Raw genomic sequence first — 21,364 nt, forward strand, 5'->3', positions numbered from 1 at the left:
GTAGGCCTCAATTAGAAGTTGAGGCCGTTTTGTATTTTTCTTCTAAAACATTGCTAAAAATACTTTCAATCATCCAAACCCGATACAGGCTATTAAATACATAGCTTTGTCCATCGATACGCAATTCTAAAACCGGCAAATCAGGTTGATGCTTGTCTTGGCAAAGTGCATCATTTTGCGCTAAAACCGACTGTATATCCTGTTCAGTTAACTGCTCAATACCCAGTTGCTGCTGCAACTGTTGGAAATGCTTCTGGAAAGATAGATCTTTTCCTTTCGTCCAAACAGCCTGCAAAATAGTGAAAATTGTATCAAGTTGCTGATTTTCCGGTACACTATAGAAAAGCTTTGCCATCCCAAGCGTACTTTCTTCTGTAGGTCGGCAAAAAGGTGTAAAAGCAACCTCGGTACGTTTAGACACACGTGTTGCCAAGCTCCAGTCAAACCAGTCTCGGCCCCGATAACTCAAAGGATAAACTTTTAGCTGAATATCATAATAGTCTGCGAGCTCTTCTTTAATATAGGCAAGCAACAACCAGCTCATCGGGTCTTCTAAAGCGATAAATACATCAAGTTCAGGATGCAAAGCCTGAATTTCATTTAACGCCTCAGCATCATTAATCAAATGTTCACGCCATTCGATATGATTAATTAAAAATATCGGATTACCTGTCAGTAACTTTTGTTGTTTTAAACGTCTGGTTAAACGTAATAAATCATCTACTGCATGATATTTACGTCCACCAAACTCAAAGTATGCCGCTCGAACAGGTTCATCCGTAAAAATACGTTCTGGAAAATGCTGAGGAACCTGATGCTTGACCGCCATGGCATGTAGAGTACGCAATTTTCCATATTGCTGTTGCCAAAGCATGTGAAAGATATCTTCAAGTAAATGTAAGAAGTTCTGACCTTGTAATGGGGTTCTTTTTAATATGACAGCGGCTTGTTTTAAAGATTCTGGACTTGGGATTTCTGGAAACTCATCAAAAGCAAACCGGTGCTGATTTGCTAAAATTTTGGCATCATTTAAACAATAATGCTGCCACTCCTCATGCGTCATGCTATTTGGAGGTTCAGAAGCCGTATGGGAAATAATAATTTTTAAAGGTTTAAGTTCATCACTTAAAATTTCATCTAGCTGAGACAATTGCTGAACAGCCAGATAGCTATACACATCATCAAGTCGTAAATAAATACTTAAACCATTTTCCGTGGGTAACACCGCTTGACGAGAAGGCTTTTGGTAAAACCAGCTCGATCGGATAGGGTCAAACCAACGGCGTAGCAGTGACATGAGTAGTGCCTCTAAAAATAAATCCTAAGCGAGATCAAAAGTTATTTTGATCATAGTGCAAGGTGAAACAGTAGTCGAGATGGAAAAATGACTACCTGAGTTCGCGCAGAAAATATGTCATGTTATTTCGCGAGTTTCTGCGTAGGTGAAGATTTTATCACCATTTTATGGCAAACCCATAGAATGATCTGAAACCACCTTTTTCTACAAGCGGATTTTTTTTACCAGACATAAAAAATGCACCCTTAACATGATAACAATTCATCGTGTTAATGGGTGCATGTTTCCTACTCAATTATTAAAATTGAATATTTTATAGAACGCGTACAGCTCCTTTTGCTGCACTTGTGGTATGCATTGCATAAACTTTTAACGCTTTTGATACCTTACGTTTACGTTCTTCCTTCGGATGCCAACCTTTCGCTTCTTGAACTGTACGACGGTGCGCTAAAGTCGCATCATCAATATTCAAGTGAATGGTACGGTTTGGAATATCAATTTCGATGGTATCGCCATCTTCAACCAAACCAATCGCACCGCCTTCAGCAGCTTCTGGCGAAACGTGACCAATTGAAAGACCTGATGAACCACCAGAGAAACGGCCATCTGTAACTAACGCACAGTCTTTTCCTAAACCTTTCGATTTAAGATAGCTGGTTGGGTAAAGCATTTCTTGCATGCCCGGACCACCACGTGGACCTTCGTAGCGAATAACAACCACATCACCAGCTTTAATTTCATTGCCTAAAATTGCTTCTACCGCTGCATCTTGGCTCTCAAAAACTCGTGCTGAACCTGTGAATTTTAAAATAGATTCGTCAACGCCCGCAGTTTTTACAATACATCCATCAAGCGCAATGTTGCCGTAAAGAACAGCTAAACCACCATCTTTAGAGAATGCATGTTCTGCATTACGAATCACACCCTTTTCACGGTCGCCATCTAAAGTTGAGTAGTAACGGTTTTGTGAGAATGCAACTTGAGTTGGAACGCCACCCGGAGACGAGCGATAGAACTCATATACATCTGGATCTTCAGTACGGATAATATCCCACTTATCTAACGCATCTTTTAATGTTTTCTCATGTACAGTTGGTACAGATACATCAAGTAGATTCGCACGATCAAGCTCGCCTAAAATGGCCATGATACCGCCTGCACGATGTACATCTTCCATATGTACGTCTTGTTTTGCTGGTGCTACTTTTGAAAGCACTGGTACTCGACGTGACAATTCATCAATATCGTCCATCGTAAAATCAACTTCAGCTTCATTTGCCGCAGCTAACAAGTGAAGAACTGTATTGGTTGAACCACCCATGGCAATATCAAGTGTCATCGCATTTTTAAAAGCAGCTTTAGTGGCAATTGAACGAGGCAAAATACTTGCATCATTTTGCTCATAGTAGCGTTTGGCCAATTCAACAATAAGCTGACCTGCTTTTAAGAATAATTTTTTACGGTTTGCATGCGTTGCAACGATAGAACCATTGCCCGGTAACGATAAACCTAGCGCTTCTGTTAAACAGTTCATTGAGTTCGCAGTGAACATACCTGAACACGAACCACAAGTTGGACATGCTGAACGTTCAAATTCTGCAACTTCTTCGTCTGTGTAGCTGTCATCAGCTGCAACAACCATAGCATCTACAAGGTCAATTGCTTTTTCATCACCGCGGAATTTAACCTTACCTGCTTCCATTGGTCCGCCAGACACAAATACCACAGGAATATTTAGACGCATCGCAGCCATCAACATTCCCGGAGTAATTTTGTCACAGTTCGAAATACACACCATCGCATCGGCGCAATGTGCATTCACCATATATTCAACTGAGTCCGCAATTAAATCACGTGATGGTAATGAATAAAGCATGCCGTCATGCCCCATTGCGATACCGTCATCCACCGCGATTGTATTGAACTCTTTAGCAACACCACCTGCTGCCTGAATTTCTGCCGCGACAAGCTGTCCTAAATCTTTCAGATGGACGTGGCCTGGAACAAATTGGGTAAATGAATTGACCACTGCAATAATCGGTTTGCCGAAATCTTCATCTTTCATTCCTGTTGCACGCCATAAGCCACGTGCGCCAGCCATATTTCTTCCGTGTGTCGATGTTTTTGAACGATAGTCAGGCATTTGTGTTTCCAACAAGTTGTGCTTGAGTGAAATGACTTCCACTCTGGCTGAATGATACTGATATAGCGTTAGATCAGTCGGAATATTGACTCATCATCATAATTTGATCATTGTCCATTCTATAGAAGCAAATAATATTGGGAAAGCCAAGAACGATAATACTCAGTCAATATTTAGCAAAACTTACATGAATAATTTTTTATTTTTTTATAACCTTTTTTTATCAATAAAAGTTTTTGAATAATTTTTTGTTCACTATTTATGGCTTTAGCTCTCCTTTGTACCTCGATTTAGGGCTTCAATCGTTTTTCACGTATACTAGCGTTAAACTTTTTTTGGATTGCATTTGTGAAAATTATTTTTGCTGGCACCCCCGAATTTGCTGCAACAGCATTGGCGGCTCTACTAAAAACTTCCCATGAAATTATCGCGGTTTATACTCAACCAGACCGTAAAGCAGGTCGTGGACAAAAACTAACACCGTCTCCTGTAAAACAGCTTGCGCTGGAACATAATATTCCTGTTTATCAACCGCTTCACTTCAAAGCTTCAACTGAAGAAGGCTTGGCAGCTCAACAAGAACTTGCTGATTTAGGCGCTGATGTCATGGTAGTTGCAGCATATGGCTTAATTCTTCCACAAGCTGTGCTCGATACACCTAAATATGGCTGTTTAAATATTCACGGCTCATTATTACCACGCTGGCGCGGTGCAGCACCGATTCAGCGTGCAATTGCAACAGGTGACGACGAAACTGGTATCACCATCATGCAAATGGCGGCGGGTTTAGATACAGGCGATATGATGTATAAAACCTATTGTCCAATCACTTCCGAAGATACATCAGCGACGTTGCATGACAAACTTGCAGCTCAAGGTGCAACAGCAATTTGTGCGGTACTTGAGTCAGAAGAAACTCTACAAAAATATTTAGCAGAACGCGAAGTTCAAGACGAAAGCTTAACAGTCTATGCGCATAAACTCGTGAAATCAGAAGCTCGTATTGATTGGTCTATGAATGCAGTTCAAGTTGACCGCAATATCCGTGCATTCAACCCATGGCCTGTTGCCTTTATTCAACTTGATGAAAATAATGCGCTGCGTGTTTGGAATTCAACAATTTCTAATCAAAACAAAGCAGATGCTCAAGCTGGTGAAATTATTGCAATCGATAAACAGGGTGTACATGTCGCTTGCGGTGAAAATACATTTATTTGTTTAACGAGTGTGCAGTGGCCGGGTGGTAAAGCATTAAATGCTCAACAAATTGCACAAACTCAAAAACTTCACGTAGGACAGATTCTGCCATGAGTCAGGTTACTTCAAATTCATCACGTTTTAACCTGCGCGCTCAAGTCGTCCAGACCTTGCTAAAAGTTCAGCAAGGTCAATCGCTCGCTAGTATTTTAAATACACAGCTGAATCAAGTAGCAGAGCGTGATCGTGCACTATTTCATGAACTTGTTTTAGGTACATTGCGCCAATGGTTCGCACTTAAGTCAATTAGCCTGCCTTTACTCAGCAAACCTTTAAACAATGAGACTGTAGAAACCTGCCTATACGTTGGCCTTTATCAAGTTTTATGCACGCGTATTGCAGCGCACGCTGCCATCTCGGAAACAGTCGATGCAACTAAACAACTTGGTTTCCCTGCACTCAGTGGTATTGTTAATGCAATTTTGCGTCGAGCAACTCGTGAAACTGATGACTTTCAGCAAGGTTTACAGCAAGCACATGGCTTACCAAGTTGGCTTTTTAAACGGTTAAAAAAGGATTGGGGAGAACAAACAGAAGCTCTCTGCCAATCGTTAAAGCAAGCCGCGCCTTTAACTTTACGGGTGAACCAACGTCATATTGGTCGAGATGCTTATTTAGCAAAACTACAAAGTTTAGACATTCAGGCACGTGCGTGTTTGTTTTCCGAAGCTGGTATTGTCCTTGAGCAATCTGTACAAATCACTCAGTTACCGGGTTTTGAACAAGGCTGGTTCTCTGTACAAGATGAACATGCACAGCTATGTGCCACCTTGTTGCCTGATTTAAACAATAAAACGGTTATTGATGCTTGTGCTGCCCCAGGGGGTAAAACGGCTCATTTGCTTGAAAAGTTTAAACCAGCACAGCTCATCGCCATTGATCAGGACCCAAGCCGTTTAGTCCGCGTGACTGAAAACTTAAATCGCTTAGCACTCGATCAAAGCCATACGGAAATTTTGGCAGCCGATGCAACCAAGTGGAATCCTGTTCAACCTGTAGATTGTATCGTACTTGATGCTCCTTGTTCTGCGACAGGTGTGATTCGACGTCATCCTGACATACGCCTATTGCGCCAATCTAGTGACATAGCCCAAACCATTGAGCTACAAAAGCAGATCTTAGAGCACATGTGGCAGCAACTCAAAGTTGGCGGTACATTGCTTTATATCACCTGCTCAATTTTAAAATCTGAAAACGAACAGCAGATGATTAACTTCTTCACAGAACATCCTGATGCAAAAGAAGTGAAAATCGAGGCAGATTGGGGAATTGAACAAGTTCATGGCAGACAACTGTTGCCAGAAGCACAATCTGGTGATGGATTTTATTATTGTAAAATTCAAAAGATTACATAAAAAAAGCAGGCGTTATGCCTGCTTTTTTACTAGATCAGAATATCAAAGCGTATGCTGATCTTTTACTTCTTCTAAAACTTCATCTAACTCTTCAGGATGCTTTGTTAAATGTAAGATGGATAGTGCTAATCCACCCCATACAAATACCATCGAAATTATTAACATCACGATTGCCGAAGTATTCATTATTTTATCCTCCTAGCGATCTTTCATTTTACTTAACACGATAGCAACGACTGCACAGAAAATCACACTGCCCCAGCCAAAGACACCTTGTAAGCTCATACTATAAGTATCATAGCCATTTTTGATCAAATTAAAAACAGTCATACAGAGTGTTGTTAATAAGATTAAAGAGGTAATGACTGTTAAAGTGAAGTCCCAGCCTTTACCCAATTGAATGGTTGAGATACGGTTTACATGGTCGCGAAGCTCTTTAAGTGCTGAACGTTTAAACCAAGCTACGCTAATAATTGATAATAAAGCCCCACCAATAATCCCAATGTTATTAATAAAGTGATCAACAATATCAACGAGCTTAATTGCGTTTACACTTGAGAATAAAATAATTGAAACCAGTGCACTACCACCACCAATAATCGTTACCGCTTTCTTACGTCCCCACTTTAACTTATCTTGCATGGCTGCAATAGGCACTTCCAAAATACTGACCATTGAAGAAATACCAGCAACAAATAATGAAGAGAAGAACAAAAGACCGAATAGATCAGCACCAGAACCTAAACTTGAAATAATTTTAGGGAAAGCAATAAATGCGAGTCCGATACCGCCACTCACAACATCCTTAACTTCAGTACCTGCGGCATGTGCCATAAAGCCAAGCGCTGCGAAGATACCAATACCCGCTAAAATCTCTGTTGATGCATTTGCAAAACCAACGATTAAACCAGAACCAGTTAAATTCGTTTTTGGTTTTAAATAGGATGCATAGGTCACCATGATCCCGAAACCAACTGAGAGTGAAAAGAAAATATGGCCATAGGCAGCTAACCAAACTTTATAATCCATCATTGCAGACCAGTTCGGTGTAAAGAATGCATTTAAACCTTGTACCGCACCTGGTAAACGTAACGATTGAATAACTAAAATAGTGAAGAGAATGAATAATAAAGGCATGAAAATCTTATTTGATAATTCCACACCTTTTTTCACACCACCATAAAGAATGATGAGAGTAAGTGCCCAAATCCCAACAATCGGCCAGAATAAATGACCTACAAACTGTAGATCAAAGCCGGTTGCTTTTGTGGTCTGCAAATAGGTATTAAAGAAGAAACCTTCCGGATCACTTCCCCACATTTGGCCAATAGAGAAGTAAACATAGCTACCAGCCCATGTAAGTACACTTGCATAGTACAAACCAATGATGATACAGACACAAACCTGCCACCACCCTAGTGTTTCACCACCTTTAAATAAGGCACGATATGCCTTAGGAGGTGAACCAGTACTACGATGGCCTACCGCATAATCTAAAAATAATAACGGTAAACCAGCAGTAATGAGTGCTAATAGATAGGGAATAAGAAACGCACCACCGCCATTTTCATACGCAACGTACGGAAAGCGCCAAATATTACCTAAGCCTACAGCCGAACCAACGGCTGCAATAATAAAACCAGATCGTGACGTCCAGTTTTCACGAGTATCTGTCATAGAACACCTAATGTTAAAAGATTACTTATTTTTACTGCTATTGTTGATTGTTATTCCGCATGCAAAAAAAGAACCAAAAAATACTTTTGTGTTTGTAGAAAATAAAATGCACCTTTTGAGTATTTTTATTCCCTTAACAAACAAGCAAAAATAGAAAATTCTTCCTTAAAGATTTTTGTCCATTTTTTGCCCCTATATAGCTGAACAATACCTGTTTTTATTTCTTTTTACTGTAATTTCCGTCTGAAAATTTACGTTTTTTTAGAGATTCTTATCTAGATTGGTTATTTTTTAGCTAATATTCCTGTTTTAAAGCATATTATTACCTTCTTACATTCAATGATATTTTCTACCATTAAAATTTCATTCCCATCCATAAAGTAGATATATCAACTAATTTGTAGATGAGTAAAATATCAAAGTATTATCGATCCCTTACACAAAATTTATACTAAAACCTCTAAAACTCAACTCACTATAAGTAATTAATTTTTATATGAAAATTAATTAAATAAAAGAATATTAAAAATTGAAGATATAGAAGCTTTATATTCACCATTTTTCATCAATGCATAACTGCAAAGATATCTATATCATGCGTTCAAAGATTTTCTTTTTTAGGATTGATGATGAAAATATTAAAACTATCTTTTTTAGTACTCGGGATGGGTCTTAGCGGATTCGCACAAGCAGATTTTATAGGCGTAAAAGGAGACGTTGGCTACTGGTTTTATGACGGCAAAGCTAATATGTCTTCACAATCTCCTGAAGATCAAGATCTAGACCGAAAAGGTAGTGCTCAACTTTCATTAGCTTTTGAGCACCCAATCCCATTTATTCCAAATGCAAAAATTCGTTATGTTAATTTAGATACTCAAACTAAATCAGAAACTTTGGGTCAAGCTAACTATAACGTTGATTTAGATCATAGTGATTTTATTCTCTACTATGAGTTACTAGATAATATTGTCAGTGTAGATGCAGGTCTTGGTGCAACTGTACTAAATGGAGATATTACTGCCTATACCGGTAAACGTGTAGATATTGATAAGACATATCCGATTGCTTATTTATCAGGTGAAGTAAAACTTCCATTTACAGGGTTAAGCGCTAAAGGTGAAGCAACATATACAAACTTTGATGATGCAAAAATTACAGATGCGTTAGTAGAAGCAAAGTATAAGTTTGCCGATAATTTATTAATCGATTTAGGCTTAACAGCTGGTTATCGTATCCTCAATATCGATTTAGATGATTACGATAACAATGACCTTAAATTTGAATTTAAAGGGCCTTATGTGGGCTTAGAAGCACATTTCTAAATTAAAATAGAATTTTGATCTTCCCCATATAAAAAAGAACTCTATAAGAGTTCTTTTTTATTCAACCATACTCACATATTTTGGACATTTTTGAATTCGTTGACACCATTCTTGAATATTTGGGTATAACTTTAAATCGAAGCCGCCTTCCTCAGCTACATGCGTGTATGCATATAAAGCAATATCAGCAATTGTAAATTTATTTCCAACAAGATAGTCGTGCTCTACTAAAGCTTTATTCATAATAGATAACGCTTTATGGCCTTTTGGTTGTAATTTATGATATTCCTCTATTCTTTCTGGCGGTAATCCTAGATATTTATTAATAAAACGAGCAACTGCAATAAATGGTTCATGGCTATATTGTTCAAAGAACATCCATTGATACATTTTTGCCTTCATATAAGGATCTGCAGGAATCAATTCCGTTCCCTCAGCCAAGTAGCCTAGAATAGCGTTAGATTCACTTAGAACCCGTCCATCATCTAAAACTAATACAGGTATTTTCCCATTAGGATTTAAAGATAGAAACTCTGCCGTTAGAGTATCTTTATTTAAAATATCAACATGAATCCATCTATGATATATATTTAATAGGGATAGTAACAGTTTGATTTTATAACAATTACCTGAATCTACATCACCATAGATTATCATAGGTACTTACCCCCTTATTCTGCATATTTAAATATATAATTTTCTTATTGTTTATAACACAACACTTCCATAATATTTTGCTTTCCCATATAAAAAAACACCCCAACCTCTTTTGAGATTGGGGTGTTTAGAATAATGAGCTGGCGATGACTTACTCTCACATGGGTAATCCCACACTACCATCAGCGCTAAGAGGTTTCACTTCTGAGTTCGGGAAGGGATCAGGTGGTTCACTCTTGCTATGGTCGCCAGCACAACTGTTTATGGATACTTGCTTGGGTCTTATTTGATGCCGAAGCGTTTTCCAAATCTGTAACAGACTGGGCTGATTGAATCTTACTTTATCTGTTCATTTTAGCTAGAGGTATAACTAAATCAAGTTGTCTTGCATATTTAAGAATCGATTGATGCTTCATATACAACTGCTTGGGTGTTGTATAGTCAAGCCTCACGAGCAATTAGTATTGGTCAGCTTCACATATCACTATGCTTCCACATCCAACCTATCAACGTCCTAGTCTCGAACGGCTCTTTAGAGGACATAAAGTCCTAGGGAAATCTTATCTTGAGGTAGGCTTCCCGCTTAGATGCTTTCAGCGGTTATCCCTTCCGAACATAGCTACCCGGCGATGCGACTGGCGTCACAACCGGTACACCAGAGGTTCGTCCACTCTGGTCCTCTCGTACTAGGAGCAGATCCTCTCAAATTTCCAGCGCCCACGGTAGATAGGGACCGAACTGTCTCACGACGTTCTAAACCCAGCTCGCGTACCTCTTTAAATGGCGAACAGCCATACCCTTGGGACCTGCTTCAGCCCCAGGATGAGATGAGCCGACATCGAGGTGCCAAACACCGCCGTCGATATGAACTCTTGGGCGGTATCAGCCTGTTATCCCCAGAGTACCTTTTATCCGTTGAGCGATGGCCCTTCCATACAGAACCACCGGATCACTAAGACCTACTTTCGTACCTGCTCGACTTGTGGGTCTCGCAGTTAAGCGCGCTTTTGCCTTTATACTCTACGCGTGATTTCCGACCACGCTGAGCGCACCTTCGTACTCCTCCGTTACTCTTTAGGAGGAGACCGCCCCAGTCAAACTACCCACCAGACACGGTCCTCGTCCCGGATCACGGGACAGAGTTAGAACCTCAACATTACCAGGGTGGTATTTCAAGGACGGCTCCACTGGAACTAGCGTTCCAGCTTCAAAGCCTCCCACCTATCCTACACAAGTAAGGTCAAAGTTCAGTGTCAAGCTGCAGTAAAGGTTCACGGGGTCTTTCCGTCTAGCCGCGGGTACACTGCATCTTCACAGCGATTTCGATTTCACTGAGCCTCTGCTGGAGACAGCGCCGCCATCATTATGCCATTCGTGCAGGTCGGAACTTACCCGACAAGGAATTTCGCTACCTTAGGACCGTTATAGTTACGGCCGCCGTTTACTGGGGCTTCGATCAAGAGCTTCGCTTACGCTAACCCCATCAATTAACCTTCCAGCACCGGGCAGGCATCACACCCTATACGTCCACTTTCGTGTTTGCAGAGTGCTATGTTTTTAATAAACAGTTGCAGCGGCCTGGTTTCTGCGGCTGTCGTCAGCTCAGGAAGCGAGTTCCATCACCAACAACAGCGTACCTTCTCCCGAAGTTACGGTACCATTTTGCCTAGTTCCTTCAGCAGAGTTCTCTCAAGCGCCTTGGTCTACTCGACCTGACCACCTGTGTCGGTTTCGGGTACGATTCCTGTGTAACTGAAGCTTAGAGACTTTTCCTGGAAGCATGGCATCAACCACTTCGCTGTACAAGTACAGCTTGCTATCAGATCTCAGCATAGAGTACCCCGGATTTGCCTAAGATACATGCCTACATCCTTTCACCTGGACAACCAACGCCAGGCTGATTTAGCCTTCTCCGTCCTCTCATCGCATTACACAGAAGTAATGGAATATTAACCATTTTCCCATCGACTACGCCTTTCGGCCTCGCCTTAGGGGTCGACTCACCCAGCCCCGATTAACGTTGGACTGGAACCCTTGGTCTTTCGGCGAACGGGTTTTTCACCCGTTTTGTCGTTACTCACGTCAGCATTCGCACTTCTGATACCTCCAGCATGCTTCTCAACACACCTTCATCGGCTTACAGAACGCTCCCCTACCACGTATACAAAGTATACATCCGCAGCTTCGGCACATAGTTTTAGCCCCGTTACATCTTCCGCGCAGGCCGACTCGACTAGTGAGCTATTACGCTTTCTTTAAAGGGTGGCTGCTTCTAAGCCAACCTCCTAGCTGTCTATGCCTTCCCACATCGTTTCCCACTTAACTATGATTTTGGGGCCTTAGCTGGCGGTCTGGATTGTTTTCCTCTTGACTACGGACGTTAGCACCCGCAGTCTGTCTCCCGGATAGTACTCATAGGTATTCGGAGTTTGCATCGGTTTGGTAAGTCGGGATGACCCCCTAGCCGAAACAGTGCTCTACCCCCTATGGTATTCGTCCGAGGCGCTACCTAAATAGCTTTCGGGGAGAACCAGCTATCACCAGGCTTGATTAGCCTTTCACCCCTATCCACAAGTCATCCCCTGGCTTTTCAACGACAGTGGGTTCGGTCCTCCAGTTAGTGTTACCCAACCTTCAACCTGCTCATGGATAGATCGCCTGGTTTCGGGTCTATACCCAGCAACTAAACGCCCTATTAAGACTCGATTTCTCTACGGCTCCCCTATACGGTTAACCTCGCTACTGAATATAAGTCGCTGACCCATTATACAAAAGGTACGCAGTCACACCACAAAGGTGCTCCCACTGCTTGTATGCATGCGGTTTCAGGATCTATTTCACTCCCCTCACAGGGGTTCTTTTCGCCTTTCCCTCACGGTACTGGTTCACTATCGGTCAGTCAGGAGTATTTAGCCTTGGAGGATGGTCCCCCCATATTCAGACAAGGTTTCACGTGCCTCGCCCTACTCGTCATCATTATGTGTGCCCTTTCGTGTACGGGAATATCACCCTCTACGTTCGCACTTCCCAGAGCGTTCCACTAAAACACACATAACTTAATGGGCTGATCCCCGTTCGCTCGCCGCTACTGAGGGAATCTCAATTGATTTCTTTTCCTAAGGGTACTGAGATGTTTCACTTCCCCTCGTTCGCCTTGCAACACTATGTATTCATGTTGCAATACCTACCTTAAAGTAGGTGGGTTCCCCCATTCAGACATCTCCGGATCAAAGGATATTTGCCGCCTCCCCGGAGCTTTTCGCAGGCTATCACGTCTTTCATCGCCTCTGACTGCCAAGGCATCCACCACATGCACTTAATTACTTGACTATACAACCCCAAACAGTCGATGTTACCTACAAGTTAGTAACTTCAACATTTCAGTTTAGAGCACTGTGCACTTAAGCACTGTACAGCTTCAATCTAAATTCACATACCAAAACGCTTGATTCAGTTAATTTGCTAGTTCTCAATTCATCTAGATTAATTGCTTAACCTAAACTCTTGAGTGAACAATTTATTTCAGACTCAATTTTGCCAATCTGTTAATGAGTTAATGTGTCTTCGTCAGATCACACTAATTACCGTGATAATGAAATCACAGAAGTTAATAAACCAAGATCTCAATCTTTATTTACTAATTTCTGTAATCCGAACTTATCTTAAGTTCTGGTGGAGACTAGGAGAGTCGAACTCCTGACCTCCTGCGTGCAAAGCAGGCGCTCTACCAACTAAGCTAAGTCCCCAGCTTACATCATCAATCATGTATCTTTTATCTATAACTTCAACCAGTCAAAGTCATGGTGGGTCTGACAAGACTTGAACTTGTGACCCCACGCTTATCAAGCGTGTGCTCTAACCAACTGAGCTACAGACCCTCAGATACATCTATGAAGAACAACTTGTTGTGGATTCTTACCAATCGTCAATCTTTCGTTAAGGAGGTGATCCAGCCGCAGGTTCCCCTACGGCTACCTTGTTACGACTTCACCCCAGTCATCGGCCACACCGTGGTAACCGCCCTCTTTGCAGTTAGGCTAGCTACTTCTGGTGCAACAAACTCCCATGGTGTGACGGGCGGTGTGTACAAGGCCCGGGAACGTATTCACCGCGGCATTCTGATCCGCGATTACTAGCGATTCCGACTTCATGGAGTCGAGTTGCAGACTCCAATCCGGACTACGATCGGCTTTTTGAGATTAGCATCACATCGCTGTGTAGCAACCCTTTGTACCGACCATTGTAGCACGTGTGTAGCCCTGGCCGTAAGGGCCATGATGACTTGACGTCGTCCCCGCCTTCCTCCAGTTTGTCACTGGCAGTATCCTTAAAGTTCCCATCCGAAATGCTGGCAAGTAAGGAAAAGGGTTGCGCTCGTTGCGGGACTTAACCCAACATCTCACGACACGAGCTGACGACAGCCATGCAGCACCTGTATCTAGATTCCCGAAGGCACCAATCCATCTCTGGAAAGTTTCTAGTATGTCAAGGCCAGGTAAGGTTCTTCGCGTTGCATCGAATTAAACCACATGCTCCACCGCTTGTGCGGGCCCCCGTCAATTCATTTGAGTTTTAGTCTTGCGACCGTACTCCCCAGGCGGTCTACTTATCGCGTTAGCTGCGCCACTAAAGCCTCAAAGGCCCCAACGGCTAGTAGACATCGTTTACGGCATGGACTACCAGGGTATCTAATCCTGTTTGCTCCCCATGCTTTCGTACCTCAGCGTCAGTATTAGGCCAGATGGCTGCCTTCGCCATCGGTATTCCTCCAGATCTCTACGCATTTCACCGCTACACCTGGAATTCTACCATCCTCTCCCATACTCTAGCTCACCAGTATCGAATGCAATTCCCAAGTTAAGCTCGGGGATTTCACATCCGACTTAATAAGCCGCCTACGCACGCTTTACGCCCAGTAAATCCGATTAACGCTCGCACCCTCTGTATTACCGCGGCTGCTGGCACAGAGTTAGCCGGTGCTTATTCTGCGAGTAACGTCCACTATCTCTAGGTATTAACTAAAGTAGCCTCCTCCTCGCTTAAAGTGCTTTACAACCATAAGGCCTTCTTCACACACGCGGCATGGCTGGATCAGGGTTCCCCCCATTGTCCAATATTCCCCACTGCTGCCTCCCGTAGGAGTCTGGGCCGTGTCTCAGTCCCAGTGTGGCGGATCATCCTCTCAGACCCGCTACAGATCGTCGCCTTGGTAGGCCTTTACCCCACCAACTAGCTAATCCGACTTAGGCTCATCTATTAGCGCAAGGTCCGAAGATCCCCTGCTTTCTCCCGTAGGACGTATGCGGTATTAGCATCCCTTTCGAGATGTTGTCCCCCACTAATAGGCAGATTCCTAAGCATTACTCACCCGTCCGCCGCCAGGTCCGGTAGCAAGCTACCTTCCCCCGCTCGACTTGCATGTGTTAAGCCTGCCGCCAGCGTTCAATCTGAGCCATGATCAAACTCTTCAGTTAAAATCATTTTGCACCTTATTTATAGACAAGGTGCCAATTCTGGCTCATCAATTACTGACTTAAATTTCGCTCAAATAAACTTCGAGTAATTTAAACCAATCAATCAATGAAAATTATTTCGATTAATCAATCAGTAAAAATCCACACAAGTTGTTCTTCAATTCTCTTAATGATCTTCTTACTGGTTCGTCACCAGCAAGCTAGGTCGGCTATATTACTCTTAATCTCTTAAAAGTCAACAGGTAATTTCGATATTTTTAAAACTCATTCTCTAAACCAACTTGCCATCAAATTCATCACTTAAAGCAACCAATCTAATCACAAGTAACTATTTTTCAACAAGTTTCTATCTGCATCACCGCCGATGGATGTGCATTATAGACCATCTCTTTCCCTTTGCAAGGGGTATTTATCCCTTTTTCACTTGAGTGCCGTTTTTTTCTACTATTTTGCGAAAAAAGTGATATATATGGCTTTTTTTTAGGCATTTTTACTATTTTTTATTGGTTTTTATCTTTAGCTATATAATCATTTTAGAGTTAGGGAGTCTTTTATATGGTTCTTATTCCTCTATAAGCTTTTTTATTCCAAAGAATCCAAAGAATCCAAAGAATCCAAAGAATCCAAAGAATCCAAAGAATCCAAAGAATCCAAAGAATCCAAAGAATCCAAAGAATCCAAAGAATCCAAAGAATCCAAAGAATCCAAAGAATCCAAAGAATCCAAAGAATCCAAAGAATCCAAAGAATCCAAAGAATCCAAAGAATCCAAAGAATCCAAAGAATCCAAAGAATCCAAAGAATCCAAAGAATCCAAAGAATCCAAAGAAATATTAGAGCAAATACTCTACCCTCACTTTATATTTCTTCTTATTTTTTTAATTTATTTTATTCTTAATAATACTTAGATGGTTCCACGTGGAACGCTTAATTGGTTTTATGGTCCTGAAATAAAAAAAGCAGGATTACTCCTGCTTTTCTATCACTACATAACTTTTAGTCAGTGAAAGTTACACGTGCAATTGCTTTTTTCCCAGACTGAATAATGAAAGTCCCGTTTTCTTTTACAGAGAAACTTGCATCTACTACATTCCAGTCTACTTTTACTGCACCGCGTGCAACAGCATCTTTTGCAGCTGCTGCATTTGGATTTAATCCTGCTACGCGAAGAATCGTGGCAATAAAGATTTCACCACCAAACTCACCACGTGAAATAGTTACTTCAGGAGTATCTGCCGGCACCTCACCTTCTGTAATACGGTTACCAGCACTCTTATGAGCATTAGCAGCAGCTTCAGCATCATGGAAGCGTTCAACCAACTCGAGTGCAAGAATACGTTTTACTTCTTGTGGATTACGACCAGCCGCGATTTCATCTAATAAAGCTTTGATCTCATCTAGAGATTTAAAACTTAATAAATCGAAATAACGTTCGATTAAAGAGTCAGGCATTGATAATACTTTTTGGTACATTGCACCTGGCGCATCAAAAACACCAATATAGTTACCTAAAGATTTAGACATTTTATTTACGCCATCTAAACCTTCTAGAATTGGTACAGTGATACACACTTGTGATTCTTGGCCATAACGGCTTTGTAACGTACGGCCCATGAGTAAGTTAAAGGTTTGGTCTGTACCACCTAACTCAACGTCTGCTTCAAGTGCGATAGAGTCATAACCTTGAACTAAAGGATATAAGAACTCATGAATCGCAATTGGCTGATGGTTGTTATAACGTTTAGTGAAATCATCACGCTCTAACATACGTGATACTGTTTGCTGGCTTGCCAACTGAATAAGATCCGCAGCAGACTTTTGGTTAAACCACTCTGAGTTAAAACGTACTTTTGTTTTATTCGGATCTAAGATTTTGAAAACTTGTTCTTGATAAGTTTTAGCGTTAGCTTCAACTTGTTCGCGTGATAACGGCGGACGAGTTGCACTTTTACCCGTTGGGTCACCAATCATGGCGGTATAGTCGCCAATCAAGAAAGTAACTTCATGACCCAAATCTTGAAACGTTTTTAGTTTATTAATAAGAACCGTATGTCCTAAATGTAAATCTGGAGCTGTAGGGTCAAAACCAGCTTTAATTTTAAGAGGACGATTCTCTTTAAGCTTTTTCAGTAAATCTTCTTCTGAAATAATTTCGTGCGTGCCTCGTTGGATGAGGGCAAGCTGTTCTTCGGCGGGCAAGAAATTTGACATCACAAAACCTAAACACATCAGTTATTCAATTTGTGCGATATACTAACATTTTTTCAGCGTCTTGCAGGGGAAGTTGCATATGAGCGCAATCTATATCGGCGTAATGACTGGCACTAGTATGGATGGTGTGGATATTGTTGCGGCTTCATTTGAGCCACTACAGCTTCATGCCACACTTACAGTTCCATTCGAACCCGAGTTACGTGATGAGCTTATGGCATTAACTTTACCCGATGACAATGAAATTGACCGCATGGGTAAAGCTGATGTTGCTCTAGCCAAAATGATTGGTCATGGGATTAATTCTCTCATTGAAAAGCACCAATTAGATCGTAGTCAAATTAAAGCGATTGGGTCACATGGACAAACCATTCGTCATCGTCCAGAGCATGGTTTTACGCTACAAATTGGCGATCCAAACATTATTACTGAGATCACTCAAATCCCGGTTGTTTCAGATTTTCGTCGTAGAGATATGGCAGCAGGTGGTCAAGGCGCTCCATTAGTGCCTGCATTTCATCAGGCATTATTTCAACATCCAAGCATTCATCGAGTGATTTTGAATTTGGGTGGCATTGCCAATGTAAGTATGTTGCCAGCTAACAATCCGGACGGCGTTTTTGGTTTTGATACGGGACCTGCCAATATTTTGATGGATGCATGGTGCCATCGCCATACAGGCCATCCATATGATGAAAATGGTGACTGGGCAGCTTATGGTCATCCTATTCGTTCGTTACTCGACCGTCTTTATGCTCATGAGTATTTTTCTAAAGAACCTCCTAAAAGTACGGGACGTGAAGATTTCAATATTGACTGGTTAGATGATCAGTTAATCGATTGGCGTAATGATTTAACTTACGATGAGTTAGAAGATACACCAGAAAATATTCAAGCAACCTTATTAAAACTTACTGTGCGTGCTATTCAAAAAGCGATTTATCGTTCTAATATGGAAACAGGTGAAGTTTATGTATGCGGTGGTGGGGCTTATAACTCTTATTTATTAGAACAATTACGCTGGCGTTTACGTAAGCACAATTGGTCAGTTCAAACCACTGATGTTTTAGGACTCTCCCCTACTTGGGTTGAGGCTACAGCATTTGCATGGTTAGCAATGCGTTTTGTGGATGGTTTAAGTGGTAATTTACCTGCGGTAACAGGAGCCTCAGATTTTAGAATCTTAGGCACGATCACGGCGGTATAAAGCTACTTATTCGATTTAATTGGACTGATTCGACCTCATAACACATTTCCTGACCCGAAATGATGTTATTAAATTGGTCATAAAAATTCATGATAAATGCCAACAAAAATAAGTAAGGCATGTTGTTATGGATCTGACCAAACGTATTCATCAATACACACGTGGGGCTTGGACATTCGATGTCATTGATTCAGGCCCTATAGATGGCCCTCTCGTGGTTTTATTACATGGCTTTCCAGAAACTGCCCATAGTTGGGAGCAGACTTCGGAATTATTGCATGAGCATCAATTTAGAACATTTGCGATCCATCAACGTGGTTATAGTCTAAATGCTAGACCTCAAAGCCGCTTTCATTACGCTTTAAGTGAACTAACTGAAGATGTCGTAGTTTTTATTAAGGGACTTGGTCAACCAGTTTATTTAATTGGGCACGATTGGGGTTCTGTAGTTGCGTCTAGTGTAGCTATGAAGTATCCGCAGTATATTCAACATCTCACTTTAGTTTCCGTACCCCATCAAGCTGCTTTTTTAAAAGCCTGCTTAAGTAGCAATCAACTACTAAAATCTTATTATTTTGCAGTTTTTCAGCTTCCTATTTTGCCCGAACTTTTATTTAAGAAAATGCCTAAATTAGGCCGTAACTTTCTTAAATCATCTGGCATGACCGAAAAGCAAATTAAAATATTCGAGACTGAGTTTATAAAAGAAAATAGGCTAACTACGGCATTAAACTGGTATCGTGGCTTTTTTTGGGACAAACCTGAAAATCCTTTTAAAGCAATAGACGTTCCCACTCTTTTTATTTGGGGTAAGCATGATATTGCAGTAACAGAAAAAAGTGCCAAGTTAAATTCAGGTTATTTTAAAAATAATTATAAGGCTATTTTTATGGATGCCTCTCATTGGATTCCTTATCAAAATGCACCTGAACTCGTACAATGCTTTTTAGAATCTATACATGATCAAGCATAATCTTATAAATAAAAAACCTCTCTATAATGAGAGGTTTTTTTATTTAAAATTCTTTTTAAATTGAGAATGAAGAACCACAACCACAGGTTGTTGTCGCATTCGGGTTCTGCACAATAAAGCGTGAACCTTCAAGGCCTTCAACATAATCAACCACTGAGCCAACTAAGTATTGATAGCTGAGCGAGTCAACCAGCATCTTTACATCGCCATTTACAAATTCAGCATCATCTTCATTTACGCTTTCGGCGAAATTGAAGCCGTATGAAAACCCTGAACACCCGCCTCCGGTTACATATACACGTAACATGAGATCGTCATTCCCTTCACTATCACGGAGTTGGCGTACCTTATTGGCAGCATTATCTGTCAAAACTAGAGCTTGGGCATTCATGATGATTGTTCCTCGGATTTTGCTGTGCCTTTCAAAATAAAAAAGACCCTATATTGAGTATAGCATAATCAATATAGGGTCTGTCTTCGAAGTTTAAAGCGAATCTTGAGTATTTTTATCAAGATTATTTGTAATTCTCATCTTGTAAGCCACATTCAAAGTTTTTCGCGTCTTGCTTACAACGGAATTGCCATAATAGTTTCATCATCCGTTTATCATAAACACCGCGTTGTGTAAGGTTAATTCGAGACTCACGCATGAGCTTTTGGTAACCCGGTTTATCGGCAGCTGGTACTTCCATCCAATATTTTTGCGGAATATCCGCTTTCATTTTACCCAAGATAGTAAAAGCACGCGGTAACTGACCAGCCACCCACTCTCTAGATTTCTGACCAAAACCAGCTGGGAATTTGTCTGGACGAATAATAATATTTCCAGTCACCTGTAAGATTGGATAGTTAACGATTGCCCCTTTTGTACCTAAGCCTTTTTGTAACTCTAAAGGTTTAAACGCTGCAGCGGGTGCACCAATAATATCGACCTGATGATTGTTAAATTTGGCCCCGAAGTTAGTCACATCTGCACTCACTGCCTGAGCTCCCACCTGCTGAACCATGATTTTTTGTGCTTCATCATAGTCTAATACGGCGATTTTTTTACCCGCAGCTTTCGCTACGGTATTAATACTACGGTCGTTTACTAAAAGGTAAGCATCTCCTACCGGAATAACACCTACTACCTCATAGCGGCCATTGACCATATATTTACTAAAGGTTTGGCTTGCTAAACCTTGCATGACTTTAACAGCAAGTTTGAGATCTGGAATCGCACCAATTGCATCTAATGATCCCGTAAATGAGTTGAATTGACGTCCGCGCATGCCTGATACACTAATACCATCACATTTGCCCGCTTTAAAATCTTCAGCAATCACTGCTTCATTCTGGTTTACTTTTAGTTCGATATCAGCTCCCCAGTTTTTCGCTGCAAGCTGATAGTCCTTCATGAGTGCGTAGACATCGCCATTTTTACCAACAAAGTCAAAAACACATATGGTTTGTTTGGCCTCGGCTGCAAATGAAATTGTTGTGAGTCCCATCGCAAGTAAAAGCGTTTTGGAAAATCGCATATTCTTTTCCTTTCCTTGTAAATTTTTTGTTTTTGGCATCAAGAAATTTCACGCTGGTTGGCATGATTCTCATGAGATACGCTTCATCTAAGATTCACAATTTAGATATTGTTATGATCAATTCTGTTTATCCGAGCTCAATAAAAAATAACGGGTTAAATTCCCTTAGCTCTTTTAATGACTCACTTCCTTGTTCTATTTTCTAATATCTTCATATATCCAGATGAAGTTTTATCCTCAATTTAGATTAGCGTCTTTTTAATGAATCACAA

Annotated in this window: 14 protein-coding genes, 2 tRNA genes and 3 rRNA genes; 6 read left to right on the top strand and 13 right to left on the bottom strand. The window is 41.1% G+C overall.

The annotated features are described in order from the left end of the window. Window positions 1-7 precede the first annotated feature (7 nt). Window positions 8-1,297: a hypothetical protein gene (locus GO593_RS06085; RefSeq protein ID WP_000055250.1), complete on the bottom strand. Its 1,290-nt coding sequence runs from the start codon at window positions 1,295-1,297 to the stop codon at window positions 8-10. A 313-nt stretch (window positions 1,298-1,610) separates the two neighbouring features. Next, the gene (gene ilvD / locus GO593_RS06090) at window positions 1,611-3,440 is read right to left on the bottom strand and encodes a dihydroxy-acid dehydratase (protein WP_001113593.1); all 1,830 of its coding nucleotides are present in this window, start codon (window positions 3,438-3,440) and stop codon (window positions 1,611-1,613) included. A gap of 348 nt (window positions 3,441-3,788) precedes the next feature. Between ilvD and fmt the strand changes: the two genes are divergently transcribed. Both fmt and rsmB read left to right on the top strand, forming a co-directional pair. Then, window positions 3,789-4,751 (top strand): methionyl-tRNA formyltransferase, encoded by a 963-nt coding sequence (fmt, locus tag GO593_RS06095; RefSeq protein WP_000691205.1) that lies wholly within the window; start codon window positions 3,789-3,791, stop codon window positions 4,749-4,751. After that, window positions 4,748-6,052: a 16S rRNA (cytosine(967)-C(5))-methyltransferase RsmB gene (gene rsmB, locus GO593_RS06100; protein WP_000084722.1), complete on the top strand. Its 1,305-nt coding sequence runs from the start codon at window positions 4,748-4,750 to the stop codon at window positions 6,050-6,052. The genes fmt and rsmB overlap by 4 nt, the downstream gene beginning before the upstream one ends. 42 nt (window positions 6,053-6,094) lie before the next feature. Here rsmB and GO593_RS06105 read toward each other — a convergent pair whose 3' ends face one another. Beyond that, the gene (locus tag GO593_RS06105) at window positions 6,095-6,238 is read right to left on the bottom strand and encodes a methionine/alanine import family NSS transporter small subunit (RefSeq protein ID WP_001097630.1); all 144 of its coding nucleotides are present in this window, start codon (window positions 6,236-6,238) and stop codon (window positions 6,095-6,097) included. Window positions 6,239-6,250: 12 nt separating this feature from the next. After that, entirely contained in the window at window positions 6,251-7,729 is a 1,479-nt protein-coding gene (locus GO593_RS06110; protein ID WP_000132723.1) for a sodium-dependent transporter, read from the bottom strand. A 629-nt stretch (window positions 7,730-8,358) separates the two neighbouring features. Here GO593_RS06110 and GO593_RS06115 point away from each other — a divergent pair. After that, window positions 8,359-9,051, top strand: coding sequence for a TIGR04219 family outer membrane beta-barrel protein (locus GO593_RS06115; protein ID WP_000698067.1), 693 nt, complete (start codon window positions 8,359-8,361; stop codon window positions 9,049-9,051). A gap of 57 nt (window positions 9,052-9,108) precedes the next feature. On the opposite strand, the gene GO593_RS06120 is transcribed toward GO593_RS06115, so the two are convergent. The 6 genes from GO593_RS06120 to GO593_RS06145 all read right to left on the bottom strand — a co-directional run bounded on the left by GO593_RS06120 (window position 9,109) and on the right by GO593_RS06145 (window position 15,182). Continuing rightward, a complete protein-coding gene (locus GO593_RS06120) occupies window positions 9,109-9,708 on the bottom strand; it encodes a glutathione S-transferase family protein (RefSeq protein ID WP_000587892.1) in 600 nt (199 codons plus the stop codon). Between the two features lie 138 nt (window positions 9,709-9,846). Then, window positions 9,847-9,961: ribosomal RNA gene (gene rrf, locus GO593_RS06125) — 5S ribosomal RNA — on the bottom strand. A 184-nt stretch (window positions 9,962-10,145) separates the two neighbouring features. Next, a 23S ribosomal RNA gene (locus GO593_RS06130) occupies window positions 10,146-13,038 on the bottom strand. Between the two features lie 340 nt (window positions 13,039-13,378). Continuing rightward, window positions 13,379-13,454 (bottom strand) — tRNA-Ala (locus tag GO593_RS06135). Window positions 13,455-13,509: 55 nt separating this feature from the next. Continuing rightward, window positions 13,510-13,586, bottom strand: a tRNA-Ile gene (locus GO593_RS06140). A gap of 59 nt (window positions 13,587-13,645) precedes the next feature. After that, window positions 13,646-15,182, bottom strand: a 16S ribosomal RNA gene (locus GO593_RS06145). The 16S, 23S and 5S rRNA genes sit together here with 2 tRNA genes alongside, the layout of an rRNA operon. 503 nt (window positions 15,183-15,685) lie before the next feature. Here GO593_RS06145 and GO593_RS19145 point away from each other — a divergent pair. Next, window positions 15,686-16,018, top strand: coding sequence for a hypothetical protein (locus GO593_RS19145; RefSeq protein ID WP_228146349.1), 333 nt, complete (start codon window positions 15,686-15,688; stop codon window positions 16,016-16,018). Between the two features lie 159 nt (window positions 16,019-16,177). Here the strand turns inward: GO593_RS19145 and tyrS are convergent, their stop codons facing one another. Beyond that, window positions 16,178-17,410 (bottom strand): tyrosine--tRNA ligase, encoded by a 1,233-nt coding sequence (tyrS, locus tag GO593_RS06155; protein WP_000335558.1) that lies wholly within the window; start codon window positions 17,408-17,410, stop codon window positions 16,178-16,180. Window positions 17,411-17,471: 61 nt separating this feature from the next. On the opposite strand from tyrS, the gene GO593_RS06160 reads away from it, so the two are divergent. Together GO593_RS06160 and GO593_RS06165 are read left to right on the top strand one after the other, a co-directional pair. Beyond that, window positions 17,472-18,599, top strand: coding sequence for an anhydro-N-acetylmuramic acid kinase (locus tag GO593_RS06160; protein ID WP_001274588.1), 1,128 nt, complete (start codon window positions 17,472-17,474; stop codon window positions 18,597-18,599). A 127-nt stretch (window positions 18,600-18,726) separates the two neighbouring features. Beyond that, the gene (locus GO593_RS06165; protein WP_000366392.1) at window positions 18,727-19,572 is read left to right on the top strand and encodes an alpha/beta fold hydrolase; all 846 of its coding nucleotides are present in this window, start codon (window positions 18,727-18,729) and stop codon (window positions 19,570-19,572) included. Window positions 19,573-19,627: 55 nt separating this feature from the next. Here GO593_RS06165 and erpA read toward each other — a convergent pair whose 3' ends face one another. Both erpA and GO593_RS06175 read right to left on the bottom strand, forming a co-directional pair. Then, complete coding sequence (gene erpA / locus GO593_RS06170) at window positions 19,628-19,963, bottom strand: iron-sulfur cluster insertion protein ErpA (RefSeq protein ID WP_000993572.1); 336 nt, start codon at window positions 19,961-19,963, stop codon at window positions 19,628-19,630. A 124-nt stretch (window positions 19,964-20,087) separates the two neighbouring features. Continuing rightward, a complete protein-coding gene (locus tag GO593_RS06175; protein ID WP_001212536.1) occupies window positions 20,088-21,092 on the bottom strand; it encodes a putative solute-binding protein in 1,005 nt (334 codons plus the stop codon). Window positions 21,093-21,364 lie beyond the last annotated feature (272 nt).

The organism is Acinetobacter baumannii (assembly GCF_009759685.1).
In the GTDB taxonomy this organism is placed as follows: Bacteria; Pseudomonadota; Gammaproteobacteria; order Pseudomonadales; family Moraxellaceae; genus Acinetobacter; species Acinetobacter baumannii.